Raw genomic sequence first — 26,372 nt, forward strand, 5'->3', positions numbered from 1 at the left:
TCCAGAGTGCGCTAACCCCACTGCGGAATTTTAGGACGATCCGGTTCCGGCGTTACAGGATCAGTGGCACGCAGGCCAGGGGGCACATTGCTTTCGGCAATGCGCTCCCAGAAACTGTCCAGTCCGTTTCCTTCGAACACGCGGGTCGCCTGGAAGAATCCAAACGCAGCGTTGCTCAACATGTGCCCGGATTCATGCTCGAACGTAGCCGGAATAATCTCTCCTCCCACATAGCGCGCAGTATTCACGAAGCTGAAACCGCCGAAATTGAAAGCCCTGCCATCCAGTTGACCCACCCATCCGCCCACCGTGAAAATGTTGCCTGTTTTCCAGTCAACCTGCATGTCACGGATTCGCAGCTTGTCCACCTGCCCGAAGGTGACGAGATAACCGACGACATTCAGGGCGAACAAGACGAGGCCGATGGCATGGCCCGGCCAGCTCATGGGCATGAGGTAGCTGGTCCAGCCAAGTATGCCCTGGTAGACATCGCTCTTCGCTACCGGTGGGATCACCGCCAGGAAGGTGATGATACCCAGTGCCGCACCGATGATCGGACCGAAGATCATGCCGCCGATCATTGCGTTGGCGCCCGCTGTAAAACCGATCAACGCACCGCGCAGTGCACCTTCCCAGCTTCCATAGGCGATGCCCCCTACGACAGCCCCGATGGCCGCCCCTGCGAGTCCTGCTACCGCCGCGTAAGCCAGGAGGGTGCCAAAGCCGATTGCGGTGCCTACTCCGAAAGTCAGCACGGAAACGGCAACCACGGCCACCACGACGGCAATGGCGATGACAATGGCGCCCAGCACGTCCCAGAAGCCCAATCCGCTCGGATCGACGTAGCGAACCGGATTGTTGCCCGCGTACGCGTATGGGTTCAAGCGCTTTGGCTCCTGCAAGCCCTGTTCCGGCTGATAAAGATAGAGCGGATCGGGCGAAATGAAGCGTCCCATTACCGGCGAGTACCAGCGCGCATTGAAGTAGTACAGTCCTATGTCCGCATCGAGTTTTTTGGTTGCGAAAGCCGGCGGAAGTGCGCCGGAGGGAGCCACGAGCACGCTCCCGAATGGATGAAAAGCGGTTTCCGTCAGAAGATTGCCACCCGCATCGGTATAAATGACCGCACTGCCCAAGTGATCGTTATGTATGAAAACCATCATTCCATCTGCAACACAGGCGACCGGGAGGTCGCCTGCGAGTATCCAGCGCTGCGTGGTGCCATCCTTCGACTCGAACAGGTTATCCACGTAATGCGTCGTTTCGGTCAAGCCCCCCGCGGTTGCTTCGCGCCTGCTCAGCACGCCCTTGTGGTCATAGAAGAAAACCACGTCCGTTCCCCCCGCAACCTGCACCCGCGAGAGTTGCTGCTTGGCATCGAAGGTCAGGGTGCGTCCGGGCATGGAAATGACGTTGCCGTTCGCATCGTACCCGAACAGGGTAACGGCATTGATGCCATCATTGTGGCCGCTCAGGCGGTTACTGTTGCCGCCATTCTCGTAGAAGAGCGGATTGGAACTGATCAGGGGATTGCGAAGGAAGTTCGCTGCCTGGTCATATTCATAGACGTGCGAATAACCGGCGCCCGGATCCGGACTGGAAGCCTCCAGAAGATTGTTGAATGCATCATACCCGAAGCTTTGCGTCCGCACGAATCCGGCTGCTGCAGCCCGCAAATCCTCGATCGCGGCTACATTCCCCGCCTTGTCGATGTCATACCGGGTATGAAAATAGACCGCGCCCGTCTCCAGCCGATGAGTGCGAAGCTCCCGCAGCCTCAGGGAAACGGGGTCGTAGTCGTATTCCGTCCGCACACCATTCTCATACTGGAGTGCGGTTCGCACCCCTGCGGCCGTATATTCGATAGTATCGACTACACCGGGAATGCGCCGCAGCAGGAATCCAGAATAGTATTCGAAATCGACAACGGCTCCGTCGGGATAGCTCAAGCGAGTCATACGGCCGATCCTGTCGAATGTGTAATTCAACGCAAGAGCGTCGGTCTCACCGGGCGCCAGCCTGGAACGCAGAATGACATTGCCGCGCTCATCGTAGCTGTAAGTGGTTTCACCGGCGGGAGCAACGGTTCGCGCCAACCGGCCTGTCAGATTTGCGCCGCTCCCTGCATCGTAGAAATACTGCTCCGGCTCCCCTCCTCCATACGCGGTGGCAGTGATGCGGTTCAATTCATCGTAAGTCCGGTTGATCGACTCGTCTGCGGCATCCACCTGAAGCGCGAGATTTCCGGAGGCATCACAGGCCAGCAGGCGGTTGCCCGCGTCCACATGTTCGATCCTGATCTCCTGCCCGGTGAGATCGCGGGTGATACGGCTGAGGATAATGCCACGGGGATCGGTGATCTGCCGCAAGCGTCCTGCACCATCGAGCTCATAGCGGGTCGTGCGGATCGTACTTTGGTCGCGCTCTTCCACTCCGATCAAGCGGTACCAGGAATCGTAGAGCTCGCGCCGGGGCGTTCCAAACGAAACTTCCGCCCCGGGATCGTTATCTCCGCCATCGGAGAAAAGCGTATCGAATGGCCGGTATTCCGCGCTCGATTCACCCCCGTCGGGGTGCACTGTACGGATTGCCCGACCGAGTGCATCGAAGAAAAAGTGCCGTCGCGGTGCGGAAGGGTCAGCGGGATATGGCTCAAACTCCAACCCTTCGGCATAGAACGACTCTAGTTTTTCCGCCATTTTCCCCCGTACATTGGTCACAGCCTGCCCGCTCACCGAAACCCTGGCGCCGTCATGCTCTGTGCGGCGCTGATATAACGCGCCGCCTCCATCGAGATACTCATTGATCGCGATGGTGCGGGAATCTCCGGAAATCACGCGATAACGCGTGTTGCGCAGTGCCGGCAGTGCTGAAGTTTCGTACGAATAGGTTACGCTGGGGATTGCAAGCGTGTCTCCGGGCGCGGCGACTATGGCAATGCGTGCCAGAGGATCATAGCGCGACTCGGTTACTCCGCCGTTGGGGTTCACCATGCGTCTGGGTCTTGCAATGCGAAGATCATGCTCGACGGTTGCGATGAAACCTTTCGCGTCGGTGATCGAAGTCGCAAACAACCCGAATTCATCAAAGGTGTAGGTCGTGTCGTTCCCGCGTGCATCCCGGCTGACCAGGACATTGCCGCGCTCATCGAGACTGAGCCGTTTATGGTCATACAGCCATGCAGGTTCGCCATCCTGGTCCTCTCCATCATGATATCCCAGTGCCGGAAAATCCGGTTCATGAGCACCATACACGGAGGTGGCCGTGCTTTTATGCAGGGCAACCTTCTCCGTCCGGGTGAGCAATCCTTTCGTAACCTGGCCAAGGGGCAGACCCTCGAAGGCGGGGCCGTCATAATAATGCCGCAACTCGTTCAGCAGATTGCCGTCCCCGTCGCGCTGGACGATACGCGACACATGATCGCGGACGCGGCCGGTCGGGTCCTGTGCGTACTCGGCCCGCGTCGTCGCGATCAGCGGAGCTCCCTCTCCTCCTTCTCCCCTCCGCTCCTCGCCTGTGACGTTTCCGGAAGCGTCGAACGAGAACATCCTCCGTTCGATGCGGGCTTCGAACTCGCGCTCGAATGTCGATGTGACCGTCTCTTCGACGAAAGGAAACAGCACGCGACGGTCATCGGGCAGCGTCTGCTCGATTCGCACTATCCACCGGCTTTCTTCGACCCGGTAGGGAGCGGAGGCCGATGGAGTTGCATCTTCGCCGAAAACCTCCACTCGGAACAGCTTCCTTTTCAGGCTGCGGCGCAGCTCCGGATCCGGCTCGGAAGGCCTCCCGGAAGCTTCGGTATGATAGTGAAAAACGGTTCGACAGGAAGGAATCGAGGCATCCCCTTCCTCGATCTGTTCCGAGCGGCCGAATCCGTCGAATTCGCGTCGGTATCCGTCGTAGTGCCCCTCGTGATACCGGTAACGGGTTACGTTGTGCAGGCCGCTGATCGCGTCGTCGATGGTAACGGCGGATACAACCTGTACGGGAAACGGAAGAAACGACATCCACGATTGCCCCTGCTCCTGATCGCGCCTTGCCTCAGCGGTCGAGGTCGCATATTCAATGGTCGTAACGCGGCCCAGGCCGTTGTCGATGCGGCTAAGCAGGCCCGGTTTCACATCACCGGTAAAGTCGAGGTAGCGGTAGTCAGGATATGGACCGGTCCATAAAATCCCAGCCGTTCCGGTTCCGCTCATGTCCGCGACCCGCAGCGTATCGGCCCGGGAAGTGGGGGGGGTGTAACGAATGGTCTGTGGAGGACTGAACGCATTTCCGGATTGGTTGATCCAGTAGGTTATCTCGTCGTAACCGACAAAAACGACATCAGCCAGGCCATCTCCGTTGATATCGGTGATGAACACCCGGGCCGGATCGAACGGATAAGGGAATCTCGGGGCGGTAGTCATTTTGCGCGATTCGGAGAAATGGCCTTCGCCGCGCGCAGGCCAGTATTCGAAATAGCCGCTGCTGAACAGCACTACATCCGGTATCTTGTCTCCGTTCATGTCGGCCAGCCGCACGCGAGGATCACCGGAGGAAAGATTGGGAACAGGTGTCGGCAGGCCGTCCTTCGGCACCAGTCGCGGCGGTTCCCAGCCTGCCGCACCGCGATTTTTGTAAACCTGCAAACCGGTACGCCCGTCATGTACTGCATCGACGAGCCCATCGCCATTGACGTCCATCAACTGCAGTCCGCCTGTTTCAAAGGCAAGCTGCGGTGAACGGACGTATCGGTTGAATCCATCGAAAGCACCGGTTCCCCCGTTGCGATAGAAGCCGCTGGGCGTCCCGCTGCCAACAAGCACGTCGGCTGCGCCGTTTCCGTCCATATCGGCAAACTGCACGCGGTCTTCCGCCGTGGAGAACGCAGCCGGGAATTGAGGCAAGGAACGGGGCGGTGCCCACCTGAGTTGGCCGGTGTTGGCCCAGTATCGCGCGATGCCGTTTTCGATCGACAGAATGCCAGGCAGGCCCCGTCCGTCCAGGTCGATCAATTCCAGGTTGGGCTGGTCGAGACCGGGAGGCGCGGCGCCGATCTCAGCCGTGAACTTCCTCAGGCGGCGGCTCGAGGGGGTAAACTCCGTATAGGAAAACTGAAGTGGCGGAAGCGATGCCGATTCTCCCGTTTCCGGATCATTGCCGGAGAAGGTGACTGAACGCAGAAGGGACAGCCCGGATAACGGCGCCAGGTCATATGCGAGTGACCAGCTTCGCACAGCGGCGGGCCCCAGGGGCTCGACATGGAACGTGATCCGCCTGCAACGCAACGTAGTGCGCTGTTCGAAGCCGCTGCGGAAATCGGAGAACGCGTCGGGCCTGACCTCGTATTCGAATCGGATGGCATAGATGGCGTAGCGGATCTCCTCGATATACCGCTGCCCCTGTTCACTGCGATACCGGTAGGTAATGGCATTGCCCGTGGTGTCTTCAGTACGCTCGACCAGCCATGCGAACACGCGCGGGGTCCCGTTATCGTCAAACTCGATGCGGCTTTCAGCGGTCGTGCCGAAGGTATGGCGTATGCCGGACTTCTCTGTAACCTGCCATCCGGTTTCCGTCCGGCTGAACTGTTCGAACCCATTCTCGACCGAAGCCCGGAAAGTGTCGGAACCGATGGGCACAAGTTCTGTCTGCCCGGCGAACAGGAATGTGTCGTCTTCCGTATAGGACGGAGTGCCCCGAAAAGTGCGGCGGCTTATAGTGGCAAAAAGCAGGGACCAGCCGAGGCCCCAGGGGCCGTTGCCCGCGCCGGTGCTGTAGCCGAGGGCGAGGCTCGGCTGGAAATTACGGATGCCGGGCAACAGATCGAGGGGAACCCGATAGTTGCCGACCCCCGAATTCAAATCAGGCTGGAAGGTCTCGCCCAGACCCCGGATGTCGCCTCCACCGGCGGGATTCGAGGTAGCCTGGCGCTCGACCGGAGATTTATTGGCCACTGCCTACTCCCCCAGGTCCATGGTTTCAGAGCGCGACAATCCGGAAATTGTCGAAATGCGCACCTGCGCTGCCCCAGCAGAAAAGACCGGCGCGGCCTGAATTCGGCAGCGAGGCATCCTGCCCGAGAAGGATTTGCTCATCATTGAGATAGGCCCTCATCTCCGATCCACCGAGGCGGATTCTCAGCCGATGGGTTGTACCCGTTTCATACCCATGCGTATCATCAAGGGCCTTCGTATCCAGTTCCTGGAATACGCCGCCCACCTTCTTGCCCATGCGGCGGTAGTTGCGCTGCCCATCCATGAGGAAGTAATAGAAATTGTCCACGTCCTGCCAGCGGAACACGACGCCAATACCGCCGTTATCCTCGGAGCTGACATCCACTGCGACGATATGATCCTGAATCGCCGGGAGTTCCGTCGTGGTTTTGCGCACCAGGTAAGTGCCCGGCTTCTCCGGGCCCGTGGCACCAGGCTCGAATGCATCCCCATGTATACTCGACATCTGGTCGATCCGCTGTGCTGCCGCGTTGAAAACCCATTGCGAGGGTGCGGAGACCGTCGCCTGCGGATCATCGACTACATCGAAATTTGCGAGCGTATCGGCATCAAAGCGGTCGAGCAGGAGAAGGTATGGTTGCCCCGGAATGCGGCGAGGGGTGAATTCGTACTCTGTCGTCATTACAATGTTCTGTACCTGCGACCATTCGAAACCGGCATCGAAACGAGCCTGGTTCTGGGCGACCGGAATGGTTATCTTCCACTCCTGTAACCAGGGCTTGCCAATGAATGCATTGAGCGGACTCGATCCGCCGGTCGAAAGTGCGCCATCCGCTGTAGTGGACTGGGTGGCGGTTGTGCCATCCGCAGTGGACACGATAACGGTGAGGTTTTCGGCAGAAACGCCCTCCTCCGTTTCGATCAGGAACGTGAGTTCGCGCACGCGCGGATCGAGGTGATAGAAAGGCAGCATGGTCGATCGAAGCGTGAACGTCACCTCACCCGTATCCTGGAACGCAAAGAACTCGTCGAAAAGCTCGTACCGAAGCGCGACGGTACGACGCCCGGCATTGACCTGTGTGACTGCGAGCTCTTCAAGCACTCTGGGTTTGAGGTTGGGATCGAAGAACGACTCGTAATAGATCACAAGTTTGATGTCGGTGATGTAGTTCAGGACGATGTCGTTGGCCGCGGGATTGAGCTCGAATACCCATGAGGTCGAGACCGGGCTATGTTCGAAAATTCCCAGCATTTCCCCATCGGGCGTGAAGATCACCGCGTCGGCGGCGATGCGGTATTGCGACAGCAACAGCGTTTCCGGTTGCAGCAACCGCATTTTGATGCCGCCATTGCGCATGCGCGAGAGGCAGAGTCCGGTATTGGTGAGGCTGGCATGGATTCCTCCCCGGCCGATCAGTCCTTCGACGATGACCTCGACACGCTTGATGCGCTGCAGGTAAGCGCCAGGATAATTCCGGTCGAAATCACTCAACTCCGTGCGGAAACCCATGGTACCCGTGCGCTGGAAATCGCGCAGGAACTGGACCGGGTAGCGGTCTGACAGTGAAATGATTTCCTTCATGGGTTGCTTTTTCTCGCCCAGGATGATCCGCATGAAGGTGAATGAGTCGATGTCACGCAGCAGGAAATCGCCAGCCAGAAGATCTGCCAGATCATTCCGGTTATACGATGGCTTGATGATATTCACGGCCTTGCCGACCTCGTACTCGTATGCCTGCTCCATCAGCCGGGCTATGACGATCGACTGGCTGAGGTATGACTGGGAAATCTGGCGAATTTCGTTTGCCAGCCGATTCCACAGATCAGGCGTGAATTCCTGCGAATCGAACAGCGCCAGCTGCTGCTCGGCCTGTTGCTTGCGCAGGGTGGCGATGTTCTTCTGGATATCGGCAGCTTCTTTCTGTTTGGTAGCGATGTCCACCTGCTCATCAGCGACCCTCTTTGCCGCTTCCAGCTCGCTGATGCGCCGGTCCATGTTGTTGAGTTCGAAATCTCGCGATATCTCGCGGCGCCGGCGTGTCAAGGTCCGCAGCACCTCATCGACGCGATGGGTCCCGTTCGAGATCCCATATTCCTCATAGCCCGAGAAGTCATATTCGGTGGTAGGCGCGCCTACGTAAGTGATCTCCGCATCGAGTGCCATCTCCTCCAGGCTTACATCCGCATATTCCTCTTTCAGATCCCGGGCGTTTTCGAGCTGGGTATTCGCATAGGCCTGGTTCGCCTCGATGGCCTCCTTCTGCTCCTGCGCAATCTCGACTTTCTTGATCTCGAGTTGTTCGTTGGCGGCCTCCAGATCGACCGCATTCTGCAACATGGTGCGCTGGAATTCCTCCTGCTCGGCGCTGGTCTTGAAATTGATATAAGTCCGTTCCGCCTGAATCGCATGTTCCGCGAAATAACGCGCGGCATTCTGCAGGTAATCGAAGCGGAATACCGGGACCTGCTCGCGCGCCAGGCTGAGTAACGGGAAGTCGATGCCGTCCTGGATATTCTGTATGTTGAGCTTGGCCAGCAGTACGACTGACGCAATCGAAGGGTTGTGCACCTCGGGATCAAGCGGCTGCGGCGCGACCAGAATCGCCTGCACCTGTGCCGCAAGGCCGTCGAAAACGGGCGATTTATACAGGGGTGAAGCCGGATCGAGGATCGGGTCGGTCAGGCGCACGATCTGCTCATACCGCGTTCTCGCTTCGGCCTTCTGGCCCCCCTCAAACAGGAAATGGCCCCAGCGGAGATAGGCATTGGCAAGTTTCAGCCAGACCATTGGCGTCTCGATGCCCTGGTTGAGATACGGATAGTCCCGCGCCTTTTCGTACCAACTGATGGCTTCCTCATAATCGCCCAGTTCGAGATGGCAGTCACCGAGACTTAATGGAAGGGTGAAGCCGTAGGTATGAGGGATGTAGGCGATGAAATTGATTTCGAGAATTTCGAAAGTGGCGAGCTCCGGAAGTGCCGTAGCGGTGATACGCGGCTGGTAGAGGGTTGCGGTAAGGTTTGCAACCGCATCGCCCTGAAGATCGACACTCACGATCTGGTCTCCCTTGAATACCCCGAACTGCTGTGCGGCGCTTGCGGCAGAAACAGTGGGAGACACATTCATATACTGGTTCGAACCGGAGGATGAATTCAGGATGAAGCCGAGCCCTTCGCTGCCCATCGGCCTCTGCATTGCAGTGGCGGTGCCGGGGTTGAGCGGTTGTGTAAGCGTCCTCCCGAACGAAAGCGGAACTGAATCTCCCGCCGCCTGGAAAGCCGCGCCAGAGCTACGCGCGTCGCCCGTCAAGGCTGAAACCACGCCGATGTTATTGCTGATTGCACCCAATTCCGCAGTTCGGGCGGGCGGCACAGCTGCCGCAGCGCCCTCTCCCGCTACATCCGTGATTCCCGGTATGCCAGCCACCCCCGGTCCCGCTGCCCCCGGCGCAGTCCCAGGCACTGCGCTCACGCGTCTTGCCAATTCGAACGCTTTCGCGAAATTATCCCGGGCATTGTCAAATTCGCCCCGTTGAACACCAGCAATGCCGGATGCCACCAGCAGGTTGGATTCCAGTTCCAGATCCCGTCCCCCATTGAGTTCGAGTGCCTGCTGGATGATGGGCTGTGCTTCGGAAGTTGCCCCGGCCTGAAGATATACGGCAGCCTGCTCATAAAGAACGGCTGCAGGCGGCGCGACAACCGCGCTGCCTGTACCGCTGAATTTCTGTACAACAGAGGAGATCTCTCGCGGGGGGCTACCCGCTGCTACGATGGGGCCGGCGGTGATAGTGGAACGATATTTCGCCACCTGCGCGGTCGCAGCAATCATTGCTTCAGTCAGTTGCAGAGGCTTCAGAACAACAGTTGCGATTGCAGTAACGTCTACCGGAAACTGCGGGTGAAGAAACTTGTGCAGCAGGGCGTAGGCAGTCTGATACTCGGTGAGCGCATTCTGAAATTCATCCTGGAAAAAATAGCGATGTCCGCTTGCGAGATGCTCCTGCACCTGTTTTTCCAGCGCTGCTTTAGGATCAACTTCGATTACCCCGAATTTCAGAACCTGGGGGACAAATTTATAGCTGTAGTAATTGCTGAGGTACTTGGTTGCCATATCCGGTTCCTTGTTCGGTGCTCTTATCAAGTAGCCGGCAGAGGTTGGAGGTCGGCGACGCGGCTATTCGGGATGTCCTGAAATAAACATAGATGCTGCCTCCGGGTTAGTCAAACCGCGTTTCTTCCGAATACAATCTGGCGAGCGGGTGATTGGAATATCTTCCTGAGCTTTTGGCGTGCCTTTGAGTAACTTTCGCTACCCCCTACGGTATCTCTTCGACCCGGCAAGCTTGTTCCGAGCCTGCAAGGGGTTCAGGACAAGGAGTTCAGGACGAATGGCAACACCGATCGAAATTCATCGTCTTTACTCACAATTGATCATCCACGGTATGCCGAACTGATCGATCAGCATGCCAAACCGGGCAGCCCAGAAGGTAGGCTGGATCGGCATCTGCACGGCTCCATTTTCCGACAATGCCGCAAATATGCGTTCGGCTTCTTCCGGTTTGTCCGTATTCAGGGCCACCGACATCCCTCTGGTTTTTTCATAATGCTCTGGTGACGCGTCCGAGGCCATCAGCACAGCCTCGCCTACTGCCAGGCGCGCATGCATGATCTTGTCATGCCATTCCGGGGGTGTTTGTTCCGCCATGGGTGAACTTCCGAAGGTGAGCATCGCGGTGATCTTTCCTCCGAGACATTTTTCATAGAACTTGAAAGCGGTCTCGCATTGGCCGTTGAAATTGAGATAAGGGTTCAGCTGCATGGGAAACTCCTCCGGTTGGTTGACGATTCAAAGCGAATTCAATCTCTCCCGCAAGGGAACGTGGCACGCTATGTACCTGTGGTCGAGACACGAAACTCACGTACAGATTCGATATTTTGCAGTGCTTTTGCAAGCCCCACCGCTCTGCCGGCCTTCGTCGTCCTGATATCCATGCGGTACTCGAACAAGCCGGCTCGGGTAATACGGTAACTCATGGTTGCAATCTCAAACCCATGGTCGATCGCCAAGGCGCGAACCTGATCTTCCGGCATCACCTTATGGCGGTCAAAGCTTACGTAGTACTGAGCATATGACTGCCGCGGAACCCGGTCTTCGATCAAACGGAAAAGCGAAAGTATCCCCAGGGTCAACAGAGTTCCCAAAATACCGGGAAGGAAGAAGCCTATACCCATCAGTATGCCGATACCGGCTGTAATCCAGATGGAAGCGGCAGTGGTCAGGCCGCGAACACTCAGACCTTCCTTGAAAATAACCCCGGCTCCAAGAAAACCGATACCCGTCATGATGCCCTGAGCCATTCGCACGGGGTCCATTCGCACAGCCTCGATTGCTATGGTTGGCGGCAACCACTTCCACTGATAGAGCGTAACCAGCATCAATAGACTGGATGCAAGGCAAACCAGCGCATGCGTTCTGAAACCGGCGGGGTGCCCATGCAGGCTTCGCTCCAGGCCGATTGCCCCACCCGACAGAACTGCCGCCAAAAGATGGACAGCAATGGTGACGGAATCACTCGCGTTCGTTATAGCTTCCAGAATCCTTCCTCCTTTTAACCCTTCATAGTAAACCGAAATTGCTTCAGCCGCCCCTCCTCTCTCCCATCGACATGTTTCACGTTAATGCCAAGAGTATATTTCCATTACACTAAAAAAATAGGAGGTATATCCAGGTTGTGCATGACTGAGGGGTCTGAGGGGTATAAACCGAGGTAACCGTGTGCGCAGTAAATTGGGGGCAGCGATGAGAAGGACAGGTCCTGTCAAATTGGCAGGATTGAGCGTGATGCCGCTTATGGATACCAGGTTCTACACAGGAAAATGACAGGGATGATTAAACCTGTTCGGGGAAAGATGACAGAGGGGGAAAGGTGAAAAAGTGCGAGGGGCGTTATAGAGACCGGAAGCCGCATCGGCGAGAAGGGGCGGCGCCCTCCGTGTTTTCTTGTCAAGCTAACCAGAAGCCGTTCAGAAGCCGCTCAGAGGACGTTTAAGCCATTCCCCTGGTGAATCGGACACCGTCAAAATCCCCCAATAGACGATCGATTGGCTATTTCGGCTATGGGCACTGCGGGTAAGCACAGTCGTATTCACACCTTGCTACTTGCGAGAGGCTTTTTCGTGAGAGAGTGAGGGATACAGGGATTCGCCGATGGGCGGGGATGGGCGAGATGGAATTGGTTGGCGGACTCCGTTGGATTACGCTGCGCAACCCCACCTGCTTGAAACATAGCGACAATCAGGCAGCACCTGGAACTGCCATACGGTGCATGGGGTGCAATGCTGCTTTGCTTATTGCACCCTGCACTCTAGTTTCTACGCCTTAGCTATGTTGTGAGGGGAAGATGTCGAACCTGCCACCGCTTCCTGGAGTTTTTTCTCCTGCTCGGGAAACAGTGACGTTCGCAGGACCTTGCCTTTAACGTCGGTGAGCTCCGCCAGAACCTTTTTCCGGTTGCGCGTTGCGCACGAGAATGAAAAGCGCCGATGAGTTGAGGGGGATCGTTTCGCTCAACGACTTGATGAAATCATCGTTGATGCCGTAGTCGGCGAGAGCCGGATAGCGCTTCTGTCCCGACGCTGAGTGCACCGCCCAATACAAAGCCGGCAATCGGATTTATGCCGCGCCTCCACTGGCGCTGATGTTCTGGCCGGTAACCCAGCGCGACTCTTCGCTCACCAGGAAGAGGACAACTCCCGCTATGTCTTCCGGTTCTCCCACGCGTCCCAGGAAAGATATCGCTGCCATCCGTCTTATCGTTTCTTCGCTTTTTCCCGCAGTGAACATTTCCGAATTGACCGGCCCTGGCGAAACGATATTTGCTGTGATGCCGCGGTCTCCAACTTCTCTAGCGAAGACGCGCGTCAGTTGTTCGACAGCACCCTTGCTGGCCGCATAGGCGCCATAATTGGGAAGCATCAGCCGTGTAACAGTACTGGATAGATTCACCACGCGACCTCCATCCTCGAGCCGGACAGCAGCTTCCCGCAGAGCATAAAAAACGCCTTTCACATTGACATCCAGAACGCGGTCGAATTCGTCGTCGCTGATATCAGACATTTTTCTGGACAGGAGCACGCCTGCGTTATTGACAAGGATATCCAGGCGCTGAAAACGTTCGATTGCGGCATCGAAGAGCCTGCAAACTTCAGCTGAATTGCTGACATCCGCCTTGATGGCAATTGCCTCTGCGCCTGCCTGCTGGATCGCAGTGCAGACTGCCTCGGCCGCTTCCCTGTCCTTAGCATAGTTCACGACTACATTTGCGCCCGCACCTCCTAATGTGCGCGCTATTTCGGCACCGATGCCGCGTGACGCACCCGTGACGATAGCGACTTTATTGTGTAACGGTTTGTTCATTTATTCTTTCATTAGGTGCGGATGAACACTGCGCTTCTCTCTTCTTCTATTTCCTCTTGGAACGATAGCCTGATTCCCGTCTGCCCGCTTATTTCCCAAATTGAAGCTGCAGGGAAAATTCCGCGATCTATTCCGGGGATTGCTCTACGGGTTGATCGGGAAAGCTCAGCTCGATGCCATTTCCAGCCGGATCTTTAAAAAATAACTGAGTAATGCCCAGTGCGGGTACCTGGCCTTTTCTGAACAGGATGCCGTGCTGCTTCAACCGTGCCTCCATTTCGGGGCGCCCGGTGCAGGTGAATGCGGCATGATCGAAAGTGGTCGATATATGGGTATGCCGCACTTCATTCGTGGCCGTTTCACTCAGATGAAGCACGCATTTGTCACCGGCATAAAGCCAGTACCCAAAGCTGTCGAACGGGGGGCGAAAACCCTGCGCGAGTCCCACTACATCGCAATAAAAAGCCTTGAGGCTATCGAGCAATTCTCGTGGGGCACGCAGATTATAGTGATTGAAGTCGATAACTCCCACGGCTCACTCCTTTGCTCCGCTTGCTTTCAATAATTCTGCCACGTTACTGTGGTTTCTGCTCAACGCCCACTGCAACGCGGTTTTGTTCCACTCATTCCTTAGATTGGGGTCGGCGCCGTTTTTCAGAAGAACTCTTGCGGCTTCAACATGCCCGCCTCTTGCGGCCATCATAAGCGCAGTCGTTCCATTATCGGATGTTGAATTGATCGGCACACCTCCTTCCAGCAAGAGCTGGATGATCCGGGGGTGGCCTCCTGTTGCGGCATAAATCAGCGGATTCCATCCCTCATGGTTGATTTCCGCTCCCTTGATGTACAGTTTCCGGACAATATCTTCCAGACCGTGCAGGCTCGCGAGCATGATCGCTGTTTCGCCATAGCGGTTGCGAAGGTTGAGCCGGGCGCCGGCCTGAACGAGCAGATCGACAAGATCGGCATTTTTATGACGGACAGCGGCCATTAAAAGCGTATTTCCCTGCTCATCGGGTGTATTCGGATCAGCGCCCTTTGCGAGCAGTTTGCTGATATCGGATGTATTATTGTCTTCAGCCGCCCAGCGCAAATCTTCATAAACCCCACCCATTGCATAAGGCTGCTGAGAGAGACTGGCAGCAAGCACCAGACCAGCCATAAATAATTTTCTGGATGACCTCATAATTCAGGCCGCCTTGAACAAGTTGAAAAAGTTATCGGTCGTGATCCTGCCGATTTCCTCGATAGGGACGCCGCGCAGCGCTGCTATTTCTTCTGCGACGTTTCTCACAAACGCGGGTTCGTTTGTCTTGCCCCGATGCGGCACGGGAGCAAGATAGGGTGAGTCCGTTTCTATCAATATCCTGTCCAGACTGATTCTTCTGGCCACATCCTTCAACGCAACGGCATTTTTGAATGTGACAATGCCTGAAAACGATATATAGAAATTCATTTCCATCGCCTGCCGCGCTACTTCCCAGCTTTCCGTAAAGCAATGCATGACTCCCCCCACCTTGTCTGCACCCTCCTCCGCCATAATCCTCAGTGTATCGGCAGCGGCTTCACGCGTGTGGATGATGAGCGGTTTCGAGCATTGGCGGGCAGCGCGGATATGCTCACGGAAACGCTCCCGCTGCCATTCGAGATCGCCCTTGAGGCGGAAATAATCCAGGCCGGTCTCACCTATCGCCACCACCTTTGGATGATCAGCCAAAGACGCCAATTGTGCCGCCTGCGGTTCGGCGAGATTTTCATAATCAGGGTGGACGCCAACCGAGGCATATAAATTGGGATGGTTCTCGGCAAGAGCGCGGACTCGGGGAAAATCCTGGAGATTGACACTCACGCAGAGTGCATGACTGACGTCATTTTCCCGCATTCGTGCCAGCAATTCATCCAGCCTGCTCGCGAGATCGGGAAAATCAAGATGACAATGGGAATCGACAAACATGGTGGAACCCGGTCAAAAAGGAGAAAGGAAGACATCACGACAACAACAATTATTCCCCTGATCCAGGGATACTGGCTTATGGGCGTCAGTTGATTACCGCCGCTATTGATTCCAGATAGTCGCTTAATCGAACATATCACAGGGAAAAAAATCCCGATAGTAGGCTCTGTATATTAACGCCCCCAATCACCGCCAGTGGGTAAATCACTCTCACGCCGCCTCAGCAGCAGTATTCAGGTGCAGAAATGACGTCACAGGCCCCTAACTACCTGTATCCGGTACTCGCGGCCATAACGGCTGATTTTGCTTTCAACCTATTTTTGAAGCCTTCTCCGTGCAGAATCTCCTGCTGTTTTTATTTCCAGATGATCACAAATGGACTTTCAGGAATTGAGGCTTGCAACACCTTTTAATTCTCCAATACCGGGGACGCCGCAGAATCCGGAAAAAATCGTACGCTAAGGTTTTGATGCCTCATTTTTTCCCCTTCCGGCGCAGCAGCGTCAATGCGGCATTGGCCTCGAACCGCCCAGCTTCCTCGATGTATCCTTGCACCGTGCCGTCATGTCGCCAGCCACCTTGCCTTTTGATGTCCTTGAAATTAGCCCCGGATCGATGTGCGCTAGTGGCCAAGCCGCGCCGCAAGCTATGGCTGCTGAGCTCCGGGACGTATGCTAGATCCGCCGCTTTGGCACACGCCTCCAGAATATCGTTGATACTGCCGTCGCTCAGCGGATTGGTGCCGATGATATTCCAGCGAGTGACGCGCCGGAACACTGCCCCCGAAATGATGTTTGCCGCTTCCAGCCAGCGCTTCAAGGCGCGAACCGGGCAACATATTCCATCCGGACCGCCGTAGGGAATCGCCTTGCTGACACCTTCCCCTTCCTGGTCGGTCTTCGAGCGCGCGAGCGTGATCACTAAACCGTCCGTTTCCCAACCCAATTCCTCCACCATCAGCGCGGCCAACTCGCTGCGGCGCAGCGCGCCGAAAAAGCCGATCTGCAAGAGTGCATTATTCCGTATCGCAATCAGGCTGGTGTCCGGCTCCAGTTTGGCCACGATCGCTTCCAAGTCCTCAATTGGCAGCGCCTTCGCCTTCTTCTTCGGCTTGCCCTGGGTGCGCGTGATGCCCTTCAAGGTTTTGCGCACGCTCGGGTCGGCGGTCGGGTCCGGGAACCCCTGGAACGCATGCCATTGCGCTAGCGCCGTCAGTCGCAGCGCCAGCGTGCGCGGGTTCAGGGAGTCGGAATAAGCCAGGAGATACCGCAACACTGCCCCTGAATCACAAGGCAGCGCTCCGCCCCAGGCGTAGAAATGCCGGATCGCCGAGCGGTAGGTGCGGCGAGTGTTTTCCGAGGTTGCCGCCGAGATAAAACGCTGGTGGCGCTCCCGCATTTCGTGTTCGGAAACGAGCGTACCGGCGTTATGTTTTGACAGATTTTCCAACAAAACGACATTTTCCGGCTTCTTTTCTTCCATACCCTTTTTGTCGCTCACTTTCGCGGTTTTTGGCTGCGTTACGCCAAGAGTGATGCAGAATTCATCATTAAGTCACGATAACATAAATTATCGAAATTATTATTTATAAATTCATGCATATATTTTTAACGTAATTTATCGTAATATTACGTATAACGTATTATATTACTTTATTGAGGAAGACGCCATGGCCCGTGCCGGTATTCTGTATTCTCATGTCGCCCAAGCCGCCGCCCAACTGATAGGGGCAGGCAAAAATCCCACAGTCGACAGCGTCCGCGAAGCTTTGGGCGGCACCGGCAGCAAAAGTACCATCGCGCCTTTTCTCAAGCGCTGGAAAGCCGAGCAGCAAGACACCATGGCGGCCGTTGAATCCGGCTTGCCGGCGTCGCTTCTCCAGGCGGTCACGGGACTGTACGAACATATGCAAGCCGAACTGACGCGCAAGCTCGATCAAGCCAAGCAGCAGCACGCCGAAGAGCTTCGCGCGGCAGGCGAACGCGAACAGCAGTTCAATGATGAACTGCAGGCCGCTTTGAAGACCAAGGCAAATTTGTCGGAGGATCTCGCTCAAACGCGCCGTGCACTAGCACAGTTACAGGAGGCGCATCATGCTCAGAGCCTATCGCTCGCCACCGCTCAGGCGGAGAGTGCCGGCTTCCAACAGCGCTTGGCCGACCGCGCCAGCGAGGTGACGACGCTAGACCATCAATTGACACAGACACGCGCGCAGTTCGAGCACTATCAGGAAGCGACTGCAACCCGACGCGCTGAAGAACGCCAAGCGTACGAGCAACGTATCGCTCGCCTCGAACAGGATTTGGACAGCGCAAACCGACAGACCGCTGTACAGCAAAAGACAATCGGCCAGCAGGAAATGCGCATCGCCAATTTCACCGCCGAGTGTGACCGCCAGGATCAGGCCCTCCATGCGACACAAGAGGAATTGACAGCGGTGCGCTCGGCGCGAGACCGTCTTACCGATCAGGTTCGGGATCTGATGACAGCGAAAGACAACTTGGTCGCGCGATTGACAGTCGTGCAACAGCAGCTAAGCGACCAGGTTCGGGATCTGATGACAGCGAAAGACGACTTGGTCGCGCGATTGACAGCCGTACAACAGCAGCTAAGCGACATGCGGGCAGCGCTGGCAGCGCAAGAACAAGCATCCAGTATGCTGACCGACCAAGTGCGCCGTGCCGAAGAGCGCGCCGATCATTTGGCGCAGGAAAAGCACACCTGGCTACAGGACCGCGGCGCGCTCGAACAGCGTTTGTTGTCGGCCGAACAGAAATTGGTCGCTCTTACCGGTTCAGCCACCACAGCGTAAAGTCGGCAAGATCGGCATGACGGGAATGCGCCCATACCAAATTGGCCCCGACATTCGGTGAGCCATTCTGTTCGCGCAAGATCAAGGCTGCATGAATATTGTCCGGAATGCGACGCAAGTAAGGCAGAAAGTCATCGACGAACACCACCGGCTGCAATTCCCGTAGCGCCGCTGCCTTGGGGCTATCGTCGATTTCCGCATTATCCGTTGCGATCATGCGCTCGATCGGAAAGCCGCAATGTCGCAGATTCTGTAGACGTGCTTCGGCATCTTGCGCCTCGATCGCGCTCACGCACACCAGTTCGTACCCAGCGTGAACAGGTCGCAGCATGCGTCGACGGCGCGGAGATGGCTGGAATCGTCGACCAGTAATGATGGTCGAAGTAAGCGCGAAATTGCGCCAACTCGTCGCCGTCAAGCCGGCGTATTTTCCAGCGGCGGGTGCGTCACAGCAAGCCGGTAAAAAAATGGGCTGACGAACACAAGGAAAAAATTACGCTGTTCTACCTGCCCGGTTACAGCCCGGAACAAAATCCGGAAGAATGGCTCAATGCCGATTTGAAGCACGCTATCTGCTCAAGAGTACCGGTGCGTACCAAAGCCAAACTCAAGGAAGCTATCACAAAACATGTGCTGATATTGGAGCAGTCCCCTGAGCGGGTGAAGAGATATTTTCAGGATCCTTGCCTCAAATATACAGAATGAATATGCAGTATGAAAACTTCAAACTTCACGTGGCCGGATCAATAGTATAAAAATATACACTACTAGTGAGGTGAGGCTCAGCAAAGGCTATGAGAAAAGCTCCAGCTTTTGTCTTTTGAGACCTGATGCACTGCATAACCCGTAATTCGATCTCGCGATTACCGAGCAGTAATCCAGGGCTGTAGGTTGATTGCGATATTCCGCGGAAGGATGGGAAGGATATCAAGGATTGTTCATGATCTATTCCAGAAGCAGTCATGGCAAACTTCTGTCTTCTGTCAGATACTTTCTGTCAGCCGGCCTTGCTCCGATTCCTGGATTTCTCGGATAACATCGTCACATAGGAAAACAGCAGTTCTTCCAGAAATAATCTTGGATTGAGCGGATGGCGGGCAAGCTGCTGCGTTTTATCCAGGGCGCGCAAATAAGTTGCCATTGAATACGGATCAAGCCCGGATGCCAGGGGTTTTATTTGCGCGAGCATGTCCGGATGATAGCGGACCTTCTGCGCCATACGAAAACTCATCAGATCGTAGCACCACTTTTGCAGCCAGCTGACCACCATGACAAGGTCCGATTTCTGCATTTCCTCTGCCCGTGCCAGCACGTCGAAACCTGATGGAGTGCTGATTTGCTGGATGAAAGCGCTGTGCCGCACAAGATAATCTTCATTCGCGAATTCCAGTGCGGTCAGGGGAGCATAGCCAGCCGAGGCCAGGCATCTTTCGGGGGCTTTGACACCCTGCTGTTTTAACCACAGTGCTGCGGAGGCTGCATCGGGGGCGGGCATGATGATCTGGCGGCAACGGCTGCGGATCGTCGGCAATAAATACTGTGCCTGATGCGTTATCAGTATGAACAACGTTTGGAGCGGCGGTTCTTCCAGATTCTTCAGAAGGGCACTGGCAGCAGCCGTACTCATGGTTTCCGCCGGATGGATCAGGATGATCTTATAGCCGTTCTGATGGCTGGTGATATTGACGAAGTCGCCTAGCTCCCGTATTTGCGAGATACTTATCTGTCTGCTGGGTTTTTTTGTGGACTTGCCACTGCCGCTGAGCTGATTCACTGCCCGGGGAAGAGATTGAACTTCTGCCTCATCTCCGGTTTCCACACCCTCCTCCCCGGCTCCTTCCCCCGAGACAGACGTTGCCGTGGCCGCTTCGGGCTCGACAAGGCAGAAATCGGGGTGATTGCCTTGCTCAAACCAGTGGCAGCTCGCACAGACCTCGCACGCCTTTCCTTCGACGGAGCGATTTTCACAGAGTCTGGACTTCGCCAGATAGCGGGCAAATGCAAGCTTGCCCAGTCCCTTTCTGCCTCGTAACAGCAGGGCGTGCCCCAACGCGCCCGTAAGTTTCCGCCAGACTTCTTCCTGCCATCCATAAATATTACTCATGCGTAAATCGTTGCAATACTTTTTTCAACTGACCGCCTGACATCTTCCAGGGACTGGTTGGCATCTATCACCCGTATTCTTTCAGGGAATTCTTTTGCCCGCTCCAGATACGCTTCTCGTACTCTCCGGAAAAATTCATCCTGTTCTTTTTCAAACCGGTCTGCCTGCCTGATGTTGCTGGTTCGCTGCCTTCCCGATGCGATAGACACATCGAGATAAAGGGTAACATCCGGCTGAAACTCTCCCTGCACCCAGCATTCGAGTTCATTCAATTTCTGCAGGGATAATCCCCTTCCGCCACCCTGATAGGCAAAGCTGGCATCGGTGAAACGGTCCGATATTACCCACTCGCCACGGCTCAAGGCAGGCAGGATGACCTTGTCCAGATGTTCGCGCCGTGCTGCGAACATCAGCAGCGCCTCGGTTTCCGCATGCATTGTTTGCCGGCTGTCCAGCAGGATGTCGCGCAATGCTTCCCCCAAGGGAGTGCCGCCGGGTTCCCGCGTGACCATCACATTTTTTCCTCTTTCCTTCAGGAAATACTCCAGCCACCGGAGATGCGTCGTCTTACCCGCACCGTCAATGCCTTCCAGAGTGATGAATTTGCCCCTCATATTTGATGTCGTTCCTGAAAATTACCATATTGGCAATGCCATTGGCTCGTAAGCCGGAAAGAAGCATACCGGACAGAGTCTGCGTCAAGGCGAGTTTAACTTATACTTATGGAAGGGAGTAGTTACCCTGTTTGGCCGGGCTGGAAAAAAGAAACCATACGCTGAACATGCCGGATATGGGTAAGCGTTATACTGTTTCGCAGGATGTACAAAACACACACAGAAAACGCAAATACAAAAGGCGATCAGGAGTTCATTTCATGACTGATGATACAGGAAGCTTATTCGCACGCTGGGCACTTTTATTTGCATTGATGCCCGGCATCTTGATTCCAGGTGTTTCCAGCGCTGCTGCCCAGCCGGCGGAACGAAATCGGCAGGACAGACCGGCACCGGACACGACTGAGTCTGCTTCGCTTCCGCGGGGGCAGCCATTGACTGAATTCGAGAAGATGCAATTGCATCATCGGCGTTATAGTGCTGCTGCAAATAACATGGCGCATTTGTTCAAGCTGTTGAATCAAAAAATCCAGGAAGTATCTCTGGCAGCAAAGACCGTCGAAGCCAAGGACAATTCCCATAACAGGCGCCAGCTGGAAATCCGGTTACAGCAACTGGAAAGTGCCCGCGTGGCCTATGGCGTTCAATATTTGCAACTGCAAGCACAGATGCAGAACGAATATCGCAATTATGCTGCCCTCAGCAACGATCTGAAGGCAAAGCATGACGGGCCCGCAAGGAGCCGGGGAGAGAGTGCCGGAGATACCGGCAGTGCGAAGGCGAAACCCGGCGTGAGTAAATCGGCTAAAGCCAAGAGTATGGAAGATAAGGATACAGGGAGTGATGCAAAGGCAAAAGAATCGCCAATCGAGGAGCAGTTTGCCACCGATTCACCTGCAAGGGATCCGCGCATCCTGGATCTGGATACCAAGGAAGTCAGAGCCAGGCGCGAAGGGCGCTCGACCGAATCTTCAGGGAGTTCCTTGCCCGCTCCGGGACAGCCATGAGCGGGACGGTTGTGCAACGGCCTGCTCATCGCTTGTCCCATACACTTCAAGGGGCTGCTGTCCTGGGCACTCCTCCAAGCGCTTCCTTTAACCGCTGCTCCTGGTCTCGTGAGAGATTGGTGCTCAAAACCTTGCCCTTGAACTCGGCGAGTTCAGCCAGGATTTTTTCCGGATCCACTTTTCGCACCAGGATGAAGAGCGCTGACGAATTAAGGGGGACGGTTTCACCTAATGACTTGATGAAATCATCCGGAATACCATAATCCGTAAGAGAACCGGACAGCGCTCCCGCACCTGCTCCAATCATGCTTCCGATGAGTAACCCGGCTATCGGGTTAAGGAAAAGCATTCCGACAAAAGTCCCCAGAAGCCCGCCGGACAGCAGACCGGCAGACGTATCATAGTGGGTAAGATTTATACTTTGCTTGAGGTTTATCTCACCCTGTTCGTCACGAACGACGACCACAGCATCCTCAAGATCAATCAGATGCTGTCTTTTCAGCGACCTGAGCCGCCACAGAACTTCCTCTGCTTTTTGCGGGTTTTCAAATCCTATTACCACCAGATCCGACATGGTGCCTCCTTTCAATCGCATTTGTATACTTACTACCTATGATACTGCATGGACCGCTTGGTTTCCCAGGTATCAAGCAAGTCGTGATCGTAAAGAATTTCTCCAGATTCTTCTTCCCCGTCCTGACAGAATTCCAGATTGGCGGCATGAGCCGGTGCTGAAGATGCCAAAAAAACAGGCTGAAATTTAACGAATTCTTTATATAATTAAAACAGTTTCATCACACGACTTGTGTTAAATCGAATTGAGTCCCAGAAAATGATAGATCTGTGGCGGTGAGTTTATGTATTGTTGTATCCGACTCGCCGGGCCACTTCTATTCCGAAGAGGAACAGGAGACAGATAAGGGGCAAAGAGGGACAGAAGCTGACTGCGTGGCACTGAAATTCTTTCTATTAATATTTTAGGGGAAATATCATGCGACAGATTCGATCCTATTTGCCTTCACTTGCAGCAACAGCAGGCGTCATGGCGTCCCTGCTGGCCATTCCTGCCGGGGCGGTTACATTCACACCCACCAATCTTGTGACTGATGATCCGCTTGCTCATGCCGCCCAGATTACCGATACCGGTCTCAAGAATGCATGGGGAATGTCCTATGCTCCTGGCGGCCCCTTCTGGGTCTCTTCCACTGATGGCGGAACAGTCCGTCTGTATGGTGTGAATCCAGCAACACAAGCCGCCGTCCAGCGACCCTTGACTGTTTCCATCCCGGGTGAGGGTAGCGTGACGGGGCAGGTATTCAACAGTACATCATCATTTGGGGACAATCGCTTTCTGTTCGTAAGCGAAGATGGCACAGTTTCAGGCTGGCGCCCCACCCTGGGTACGACGGGTTTGATACCGGCAGAGACATTGGTGCCGGCATCTCCGAACAACAGCTATAAAGGTGCAGCTATCGGCAACACCGGGGGGCACGATTATCTTTACGCGGCCAACTTCAAAGCGGGGACAGTGGATGTTCACAAGGGAGATGCGGGGGCGCCCTCACTGTCCGGTTCGTTTACCGATCCCGGTCTTCCCAGTGGATACGCCCCTTTCAATGTCCAGAATCTCAACGGATCGCTGTATGTGACCTATGCCCTGCAGAATGCAGCCAGGGATGACGAAGTAGCCGGGGCGGGACTGGGTTTTGTCGACCAATACACGTTGAACGGCGATTTCGTTGCGCGGGTTGCATCCGGCGGAACCTTGAATGCACCATGGGGATTGGCTGTAGCGCCTTCTTCGTTTGGTTCTGCTGCCGGTGATCTCCTGGTAGGGAATTTCGGTGATGGCCATATCAATATCTACGACCCCAATACGCATACTTTTCTGGGCCAGGTGCTCGATGCCAACAATCATCCCGTAGTGATTGACGGGTTGTGGTCCATTTCACCGGGCAACGATACCCTCGCAGGCAGCAGTCATCTGCTGTACTTCACGGCGGGACCGGACGACGAAGCCCATGGTTTGGTTGGTGTCCTCACACCCGTCCCCGAGCCTTCCGCTTACGCAATGATGCTGGCGGGAATGGGTGCATTGATGCTGCTGATCAGGCGCCGCACACCGGGATGACGTTTTAATGAATGGAGGGATCACGGCGCCTCAATTTCATACACTTTATTCTTGACTTTATTTGTAACAGTTTTATCATATAAGCCGTTGGACAAGTGATCCCTCCTTTGTAAGTGGAAACTTTAAACCCGAAGTCGATAACGTCTTCGGGTTTTTTTATACTCCGGAAGTTGATCTGTTCCGGTCAATTTGCCCCTGCTGGCCATGGACTCCCCGGAATGCGGGAGACCGATACCTTTTTACGAGATCCTTGCTCCTTTTCAGAAATCCTGGATAGCAATAATTCAATGCTTGGCTTGGGTTTGTTATCTGTTGTGTCCGAGGACGAGGCCCGCGATTTCGATGCCGAGACCAAGAATGAAGAGAAGTGCGCCGATCCAGATATCTTCCGGCGCGAAGAACATCAGTATTCCGCCTAATATCATAAATGAGATAGATAAAATCCGTTTGGTGCGATTGCGAAGGGTCATGGCACACAGCCTTTTACAAGCAGATTCCGCTGAAGCAGTAGCGGCTATCCTTATATAGACAATATAACTATAGACCCTGGCCGCAAAAATACTGGAGAAGGAGCGTCCGGAGCTCGTATATATAGCCCCGGCTGAGTGGAATCCGGTTAAACGGGGCGCCGTTCATATCTATGAGGGTTGCTTATTTTGCCCTTCTTTCAAGCTCAAAGACCATCGAATCAGCAAGGGAGAGAAGTGGCTTTATGGCCTGATCAACCTTATCGGCAAGTACTGCAGGGGCGATGTTGTGCGCCAGGGAGGCCTGCAGCGCCTCATGCAGGCGGGTTGGTTTTTCAGTCGACAGGTGGTGGAGGTCGGCAGGAAGTCCCTGACGTAATAGACTATAGACCACAGCCGGTTCCATGCTGTAATGAAAACACCATTGATCATCCAGCCGAAGATAATTCAGGTGTTCCAGCGGAATGCCTGTCTTACCTCCAAGGAAACTTAAATCCTTATCGGTCAATTGGTGAACAGGCTCTCCCTCAATGAGCAGCTTCAGGGCCGTAATATATCGCTCATACTCGGACGGTCCCCGGAATTTTCCCGATTTGACCTCCAGATCGACCGCTTGCTGTAGCGGAGCATTGAATATGATTTCTGAAGCTCCGATTTCGTCTCCTGTTTCCTTGCCTTCGCTATCGGCCGGTTCGAAAACGCGCACGATCAGATCCGCTTTGTCCTTCATCCGGAGCTTGTTTGTGCCATATGTAATCTGATAACTTCCTTCCGCATCCGTCATTGCCTGACCCAGCAATGTCTCCGCTCGCATGTCCCGATCAAATGCACGGACGAGGAGATGAGGAAGCGGGAAGTCATCCACTTGGCGAATTGTGCCCCGAACGATGCAAAGCGTTTTAACTGTAATATCGAGAAATTCCTGAACCGCAGCCGGATTCTTCCTTGCTTCAGCTACAATGTCGCCCTCCGGATCGAATACCCGCACAAACAGATCAGGGCCTATTCGTCCATTCGAGCGCCAGGCATAGTCGATACGGTAGAATCCATCCTCCTGAACCGCGCCCATAGCGCCGCACCGCACAAATGTATTGACCGAGAGCGCATCGAATGCGCAAACGGTAAAGCCCCTTGCGCACAGCGGCACTCCATCTTCCTGAAAAATCTGCCCGCCAACAGTATAAATCCTGGTCCGTGGAACATCCGGCCCGATGGTCACGGTGGCGATGGCCGAAAACTGATTCCTCAGGTTTTCCGCCTGATCCTGCGACAGCTCTTCAATCGTAAAACCACGTTCCCACAAGATCCGGGAAAAATCATTCTGTTTGCGGGAAACGGGCATCATCAGATCGAACAGCGCGCGCAGTTCCCCGTCGGTGACGAAAATACGCACCGAGTTGTCTATAACCCTGCCCTCCAGGTAATTTATACCTGCAAGCGCTCGCTGCACATTCTCTATTTCGCCAGAATTCAACCTTTCCAGCAATATGCCCTGCTCCAGGATGTGCTGGCGCAGATTTTTGAAGCCTTTAACGAAGCTGAACAGCTTTTGTAAAATGTCGAATTTCTTGTCTGGCTGGCTGAACTGGATGGTGGCTCGCATGATGGTCGGTTTCTATGTCCGCTATCGGTATTTTTCAACACTTGATCGGCCCACTCGGGGAAAGCAGTGAAGTGAGGGGGAACTCACATGCAGGATCTTTCTGATGTTCCTTGCTCCTGAAAACGATTTCCAGGCATGGAAGACCTGTAAGAGCCGATGGAAAAACGATTCAGTACAGTGTACAGCAGTTTATGTACCCAGGGCTTCGAATATCTCCTGTTGCTGCAACATTATGCTCTCGCATCAAATGAATAATCTTCCCATCATTAAACATAGCTGATGGGCATCAGAAATCAAGCTTTTTGTTACTTGTGCATC

At 54.9% G+C, this 26,372-nt stretch carries 19 protein-coding genes and 1 pseudogene; 5 read left to right on the top strand and 15 right to left on the bottom strand.

All coding sequences use genetic code 11. The annotated features are described in order from the left end of the window. Window positions 1–11 precede the first annotated feature (11 nt). The 10 genes from NMUL_RS07220 to NMUL_RS07265 all read right to left on the bottom strand — a co-directional run bounded on the left by NMUL_RS07220 (window position 12) and on the right by NMUL_RS07265 (window position 16,798). A complete protein-coding gene (locus tag NMUL_RS07220) occupies window positions 12–5,942 on the bottom strand; it encodes a toxin TcdB middle/N-terminal domain-containing protein (protein WP_011380712.1) in 5,931 nt (1,976 codons plus the stop codon). Window positions 5,943–5,967: 25 nt separating this feature from the next. After that, window positions 5,968–10,056, bottom strand: a complete 4,089-nt coding sequence (locus tag NMUL_RS07225) for a Tc toxin subunit A-related protein (protein ID WP_011380713.1) — start codon at window positions 10,054–10,056, stop codon at window positions 5,968–5,970. A gap of 306 nt (window positions 10,057–10,362) precedes the next feature. Then, window positions 10,363–10,764: a VOC family protein gene (locus NMUL_RS07230; protein ID WP_011380714.1), complete on the bottom strand. Its 402-nt coding sequence runs from the start codon at window positions 10,762–10,764 to the stop codon at window positions 10,363–10,365. A gap of 68 nt (window positions 10,765–10,832) precedes the next feature. Continuing rightward, complete coding sequence (locus tag NMUL_RS07235; protein WP_011380715.1) at window positions 10,833–11,489, bottom strand: MgtC/SapB family protein; 657 nt, start codon at window positions 11,487–11,489, stop codon at window positions 10,833–10,835. Between the two features lie 931 nt (window positions 11,490–12,420). Further along, the gene (locus tag NMUL_RS15935) at window positions 12,421–12,612 is read right to left on the bottom strand and encodes a DUF1269 domain-containing protein (RefSeq protein ID WP_167535535.1); all 192 of its coding nucleotides are present in this window, start codon (window positions 12,610–12,612) and stop codon (window positions 12,421–12,423) included. Between the two features lie 6 nt (window positions 12,613–12,618). After that, window positions 12,619–13,362, bottom strand: a complete 744-nt coding sequence (locus NMUL_RS07245; protein ID WP_011380717.1) for an SDR family oxidoreductase — start codon at window positions 13,360–13,362, stop codon at window positions 12,619–12,621. A 127-nt stretch (window positions 13,363–13,489) separates the two neighbouring features. Further along, on the bottom strand, window positions 13,490–13,894 hold the full coding sequence (locus NMUL_RS07250; RefSeq protein ID WP_011380718.1) for a VOC family protein: 405 nt from the start codon (window positions 13,892–13,894) through the stop codon (window positions 13,490–13,492). 3 nt (window positions 13,895–13,897) lie between these two features. Further along, window positions 13,898–14,524 (bottom strand): ankyrin repeat domain-containing protein, encoded by a 627-nt coding sequence (locus tag NMUL_RS07255; protein ID WP_104009670.1) that lies wholly within the window; start codon window positions 14,522–14,524, stop codon window positions 13,898–13,900. Window positions 14,525–14,551: 27 nt separating this feature from the next. Further along, window positions 14,552–15,316 carry a TatD family hydrolase gene (locus NMUL_RS07260; RefSeq protein ID WP_011380720.1) on the bottom strand — a complete coding sequence of 255 codons (765 nt, stop codon included), beginning with the start codon at window positions 15,314–15,316 and terminating at the stop codon, window positions 14,552–14,554. A gap of 474 nt (window positions 15,317–15,790) precedes the next feature. After that, window positions 15,791–16,798, bottom strand: a complete 1,008-nt coding sequence (locus NMUL_RS07265; protein ID WP_011380721.1) for a site-specific integrase — start codon at window positions 16,796–16,798, stop codon at window positions 15,791–15,793. A gap of 187 nt (window positions 16,799–16,985) precedes the next feature. Between NMUL_RS07265 and NMUL_RS14915 the strand changes: the two genes are divergently transcribed. Then, window positions 16,986–18,128, top strand: coding sequence for a DNA-binding protein (locus NMUL_RS14915; protein WP_011380722.1), 1,143 nt, complete (start codon window positions 16,986–16,988; stop codon window positions 18,126–18,128). On the opposite strand, the gene NMUL_RS07275 is transcribed toward NMUL_RS14915, so the two are convergent. Further along, window positions 18,103–18,546 (bottom strand): hypothetical protein, encoded by a 444-nt coding sequence (locus NMUL_RS07275; protein ID WP_146063196.1) that lies wholly within the window; start codon window positions 18,544–18,546, stop codon window positions 18,103–18,105. The genes NMUL_RS14915 and NMUL_RS07275 overlap by 26 nt on opposite strands. Before the next feature lie 20 nt (window positions 18,547–18,566). Between NMUL_RS07275 and NMUL_RS07280 the strand changes: the two are divergent. Next, window positions 18,567–18,833 (top strand): annotated as a pseudogene (locus NMUL_RS07280) (transposase); the annotation flags it as partial. Window positions 18,834–19,125: 292 nt separating this feature from the next. On the opposite strand, the gene holB reads toward NMUL_RS07280, so the two are convergent. After that, complete coding sequence (gene holB / locus NMUL_RS07285; protein ID WP_011380725.1) at window positions 19,126–20,232, bottom strand: DNA polymerase III subunit delta'; 1,107 nt, start codon at window positions 20,230–20,232, stop codon at window positions 19,126–19,128. Continuing rightward, entirely contained in the window at window positions 20,229–20,846 is a 618-nt protein-coding gene (gene tmk, locus NMUL_RS07290) for a dTMP kinase (protein ID WP_011380726.1), read from the bottom strand. The genes holB and tmk overlap by 4 nt, the downstream gene beginning before the upstream one ends. Window positions 20,847–21,106: 260 nt before the next feature. Here tmk and NMUL_RS07295 point away from each other — a divergent pair, with 260 nt between their 5' ends. Next, on the top strand, window positions 21,107–21,853 hold the full coding sequence (locus NMUL_RS07295) for a hypothetical protein (RefSeq protein WP_011380727.1): 747 nt from the start codon (window positions 21,107–21,109) through the stop codon (window positions 21,851–21,853). 46 nt (window positions 21,854–21,899) lie between these two features. Here NMUL_RS07295 and NMUL_RS07300 read toward each other — a convergent pair whose 3' ends face one another. Beyond that, window positions 21,900–22,427 (bottom strand): DUF1269 domain-containing protein, encoded by a 528-nt coding sequence (locus NMUL_RS07300; protein ID WP_011380728.1) that lies wholly within the window; start codon window positions 22,425–22,427, stop codon window positions 21,900–21,902. 417 nt (window positions 22,428–22,844) lie between these two features. On the opposite strand from NMUL_RS07300, the gene NMUL_RS07305 reads away from it, so the two are divergent. After that, window positions 22,845–23,984: a TIGR03118 family protein gene (locus tag NMUL_RS07305; RefSeq protein WP_011380729.1), complete on the top strand. Its 1,140-nt coding sequence runs from the start codon at window positions 22,845–22,847 to the stop codon at window positions 23,982–23,984. 218 nt (window positions 23,985–24,202) lie between these two features. Next, window positions 24,203–24,403, top strand: a complete 201-nt coding sequence (locus NMUL_RS15940; protein ID WP_167535562.1) for a hypothetical protein — start codon at window positions 24,203–24,205, stop codon at window positions 24,401–24,403. Between the two features lie 232 nt (window positions 24,404–24,635). Here NMUL_RS15940 and NMUL_RS07315 read toward each other — a convergent pair whose 3' ends face one another. Continuing rightward, window positions 24,636–26,054, bottom strand: a complete 1,419-nt coding sequence (locus tag NMUL_RS07315) for a hypothetical protein (protein ID WP_011380731.1) — start codon at window positions 26,052–26,054, stop codon at window positions 24,636–24,638. Between the last annotated feature and the right edge of the window lie 318 nt (window positions 26,055–26,372).

The sequence above is a fragment of the Nitrosospira multiformis ATCC 25196 genome, assembly GCF_000196355.1.
Classification (GTDB): Bacteria; Pseudomonadota; Gammaproteobacteria; order Burkholderiales; family Nitrosomonadaceae; genus Nitrosospira; species Nitrosospira multiformis.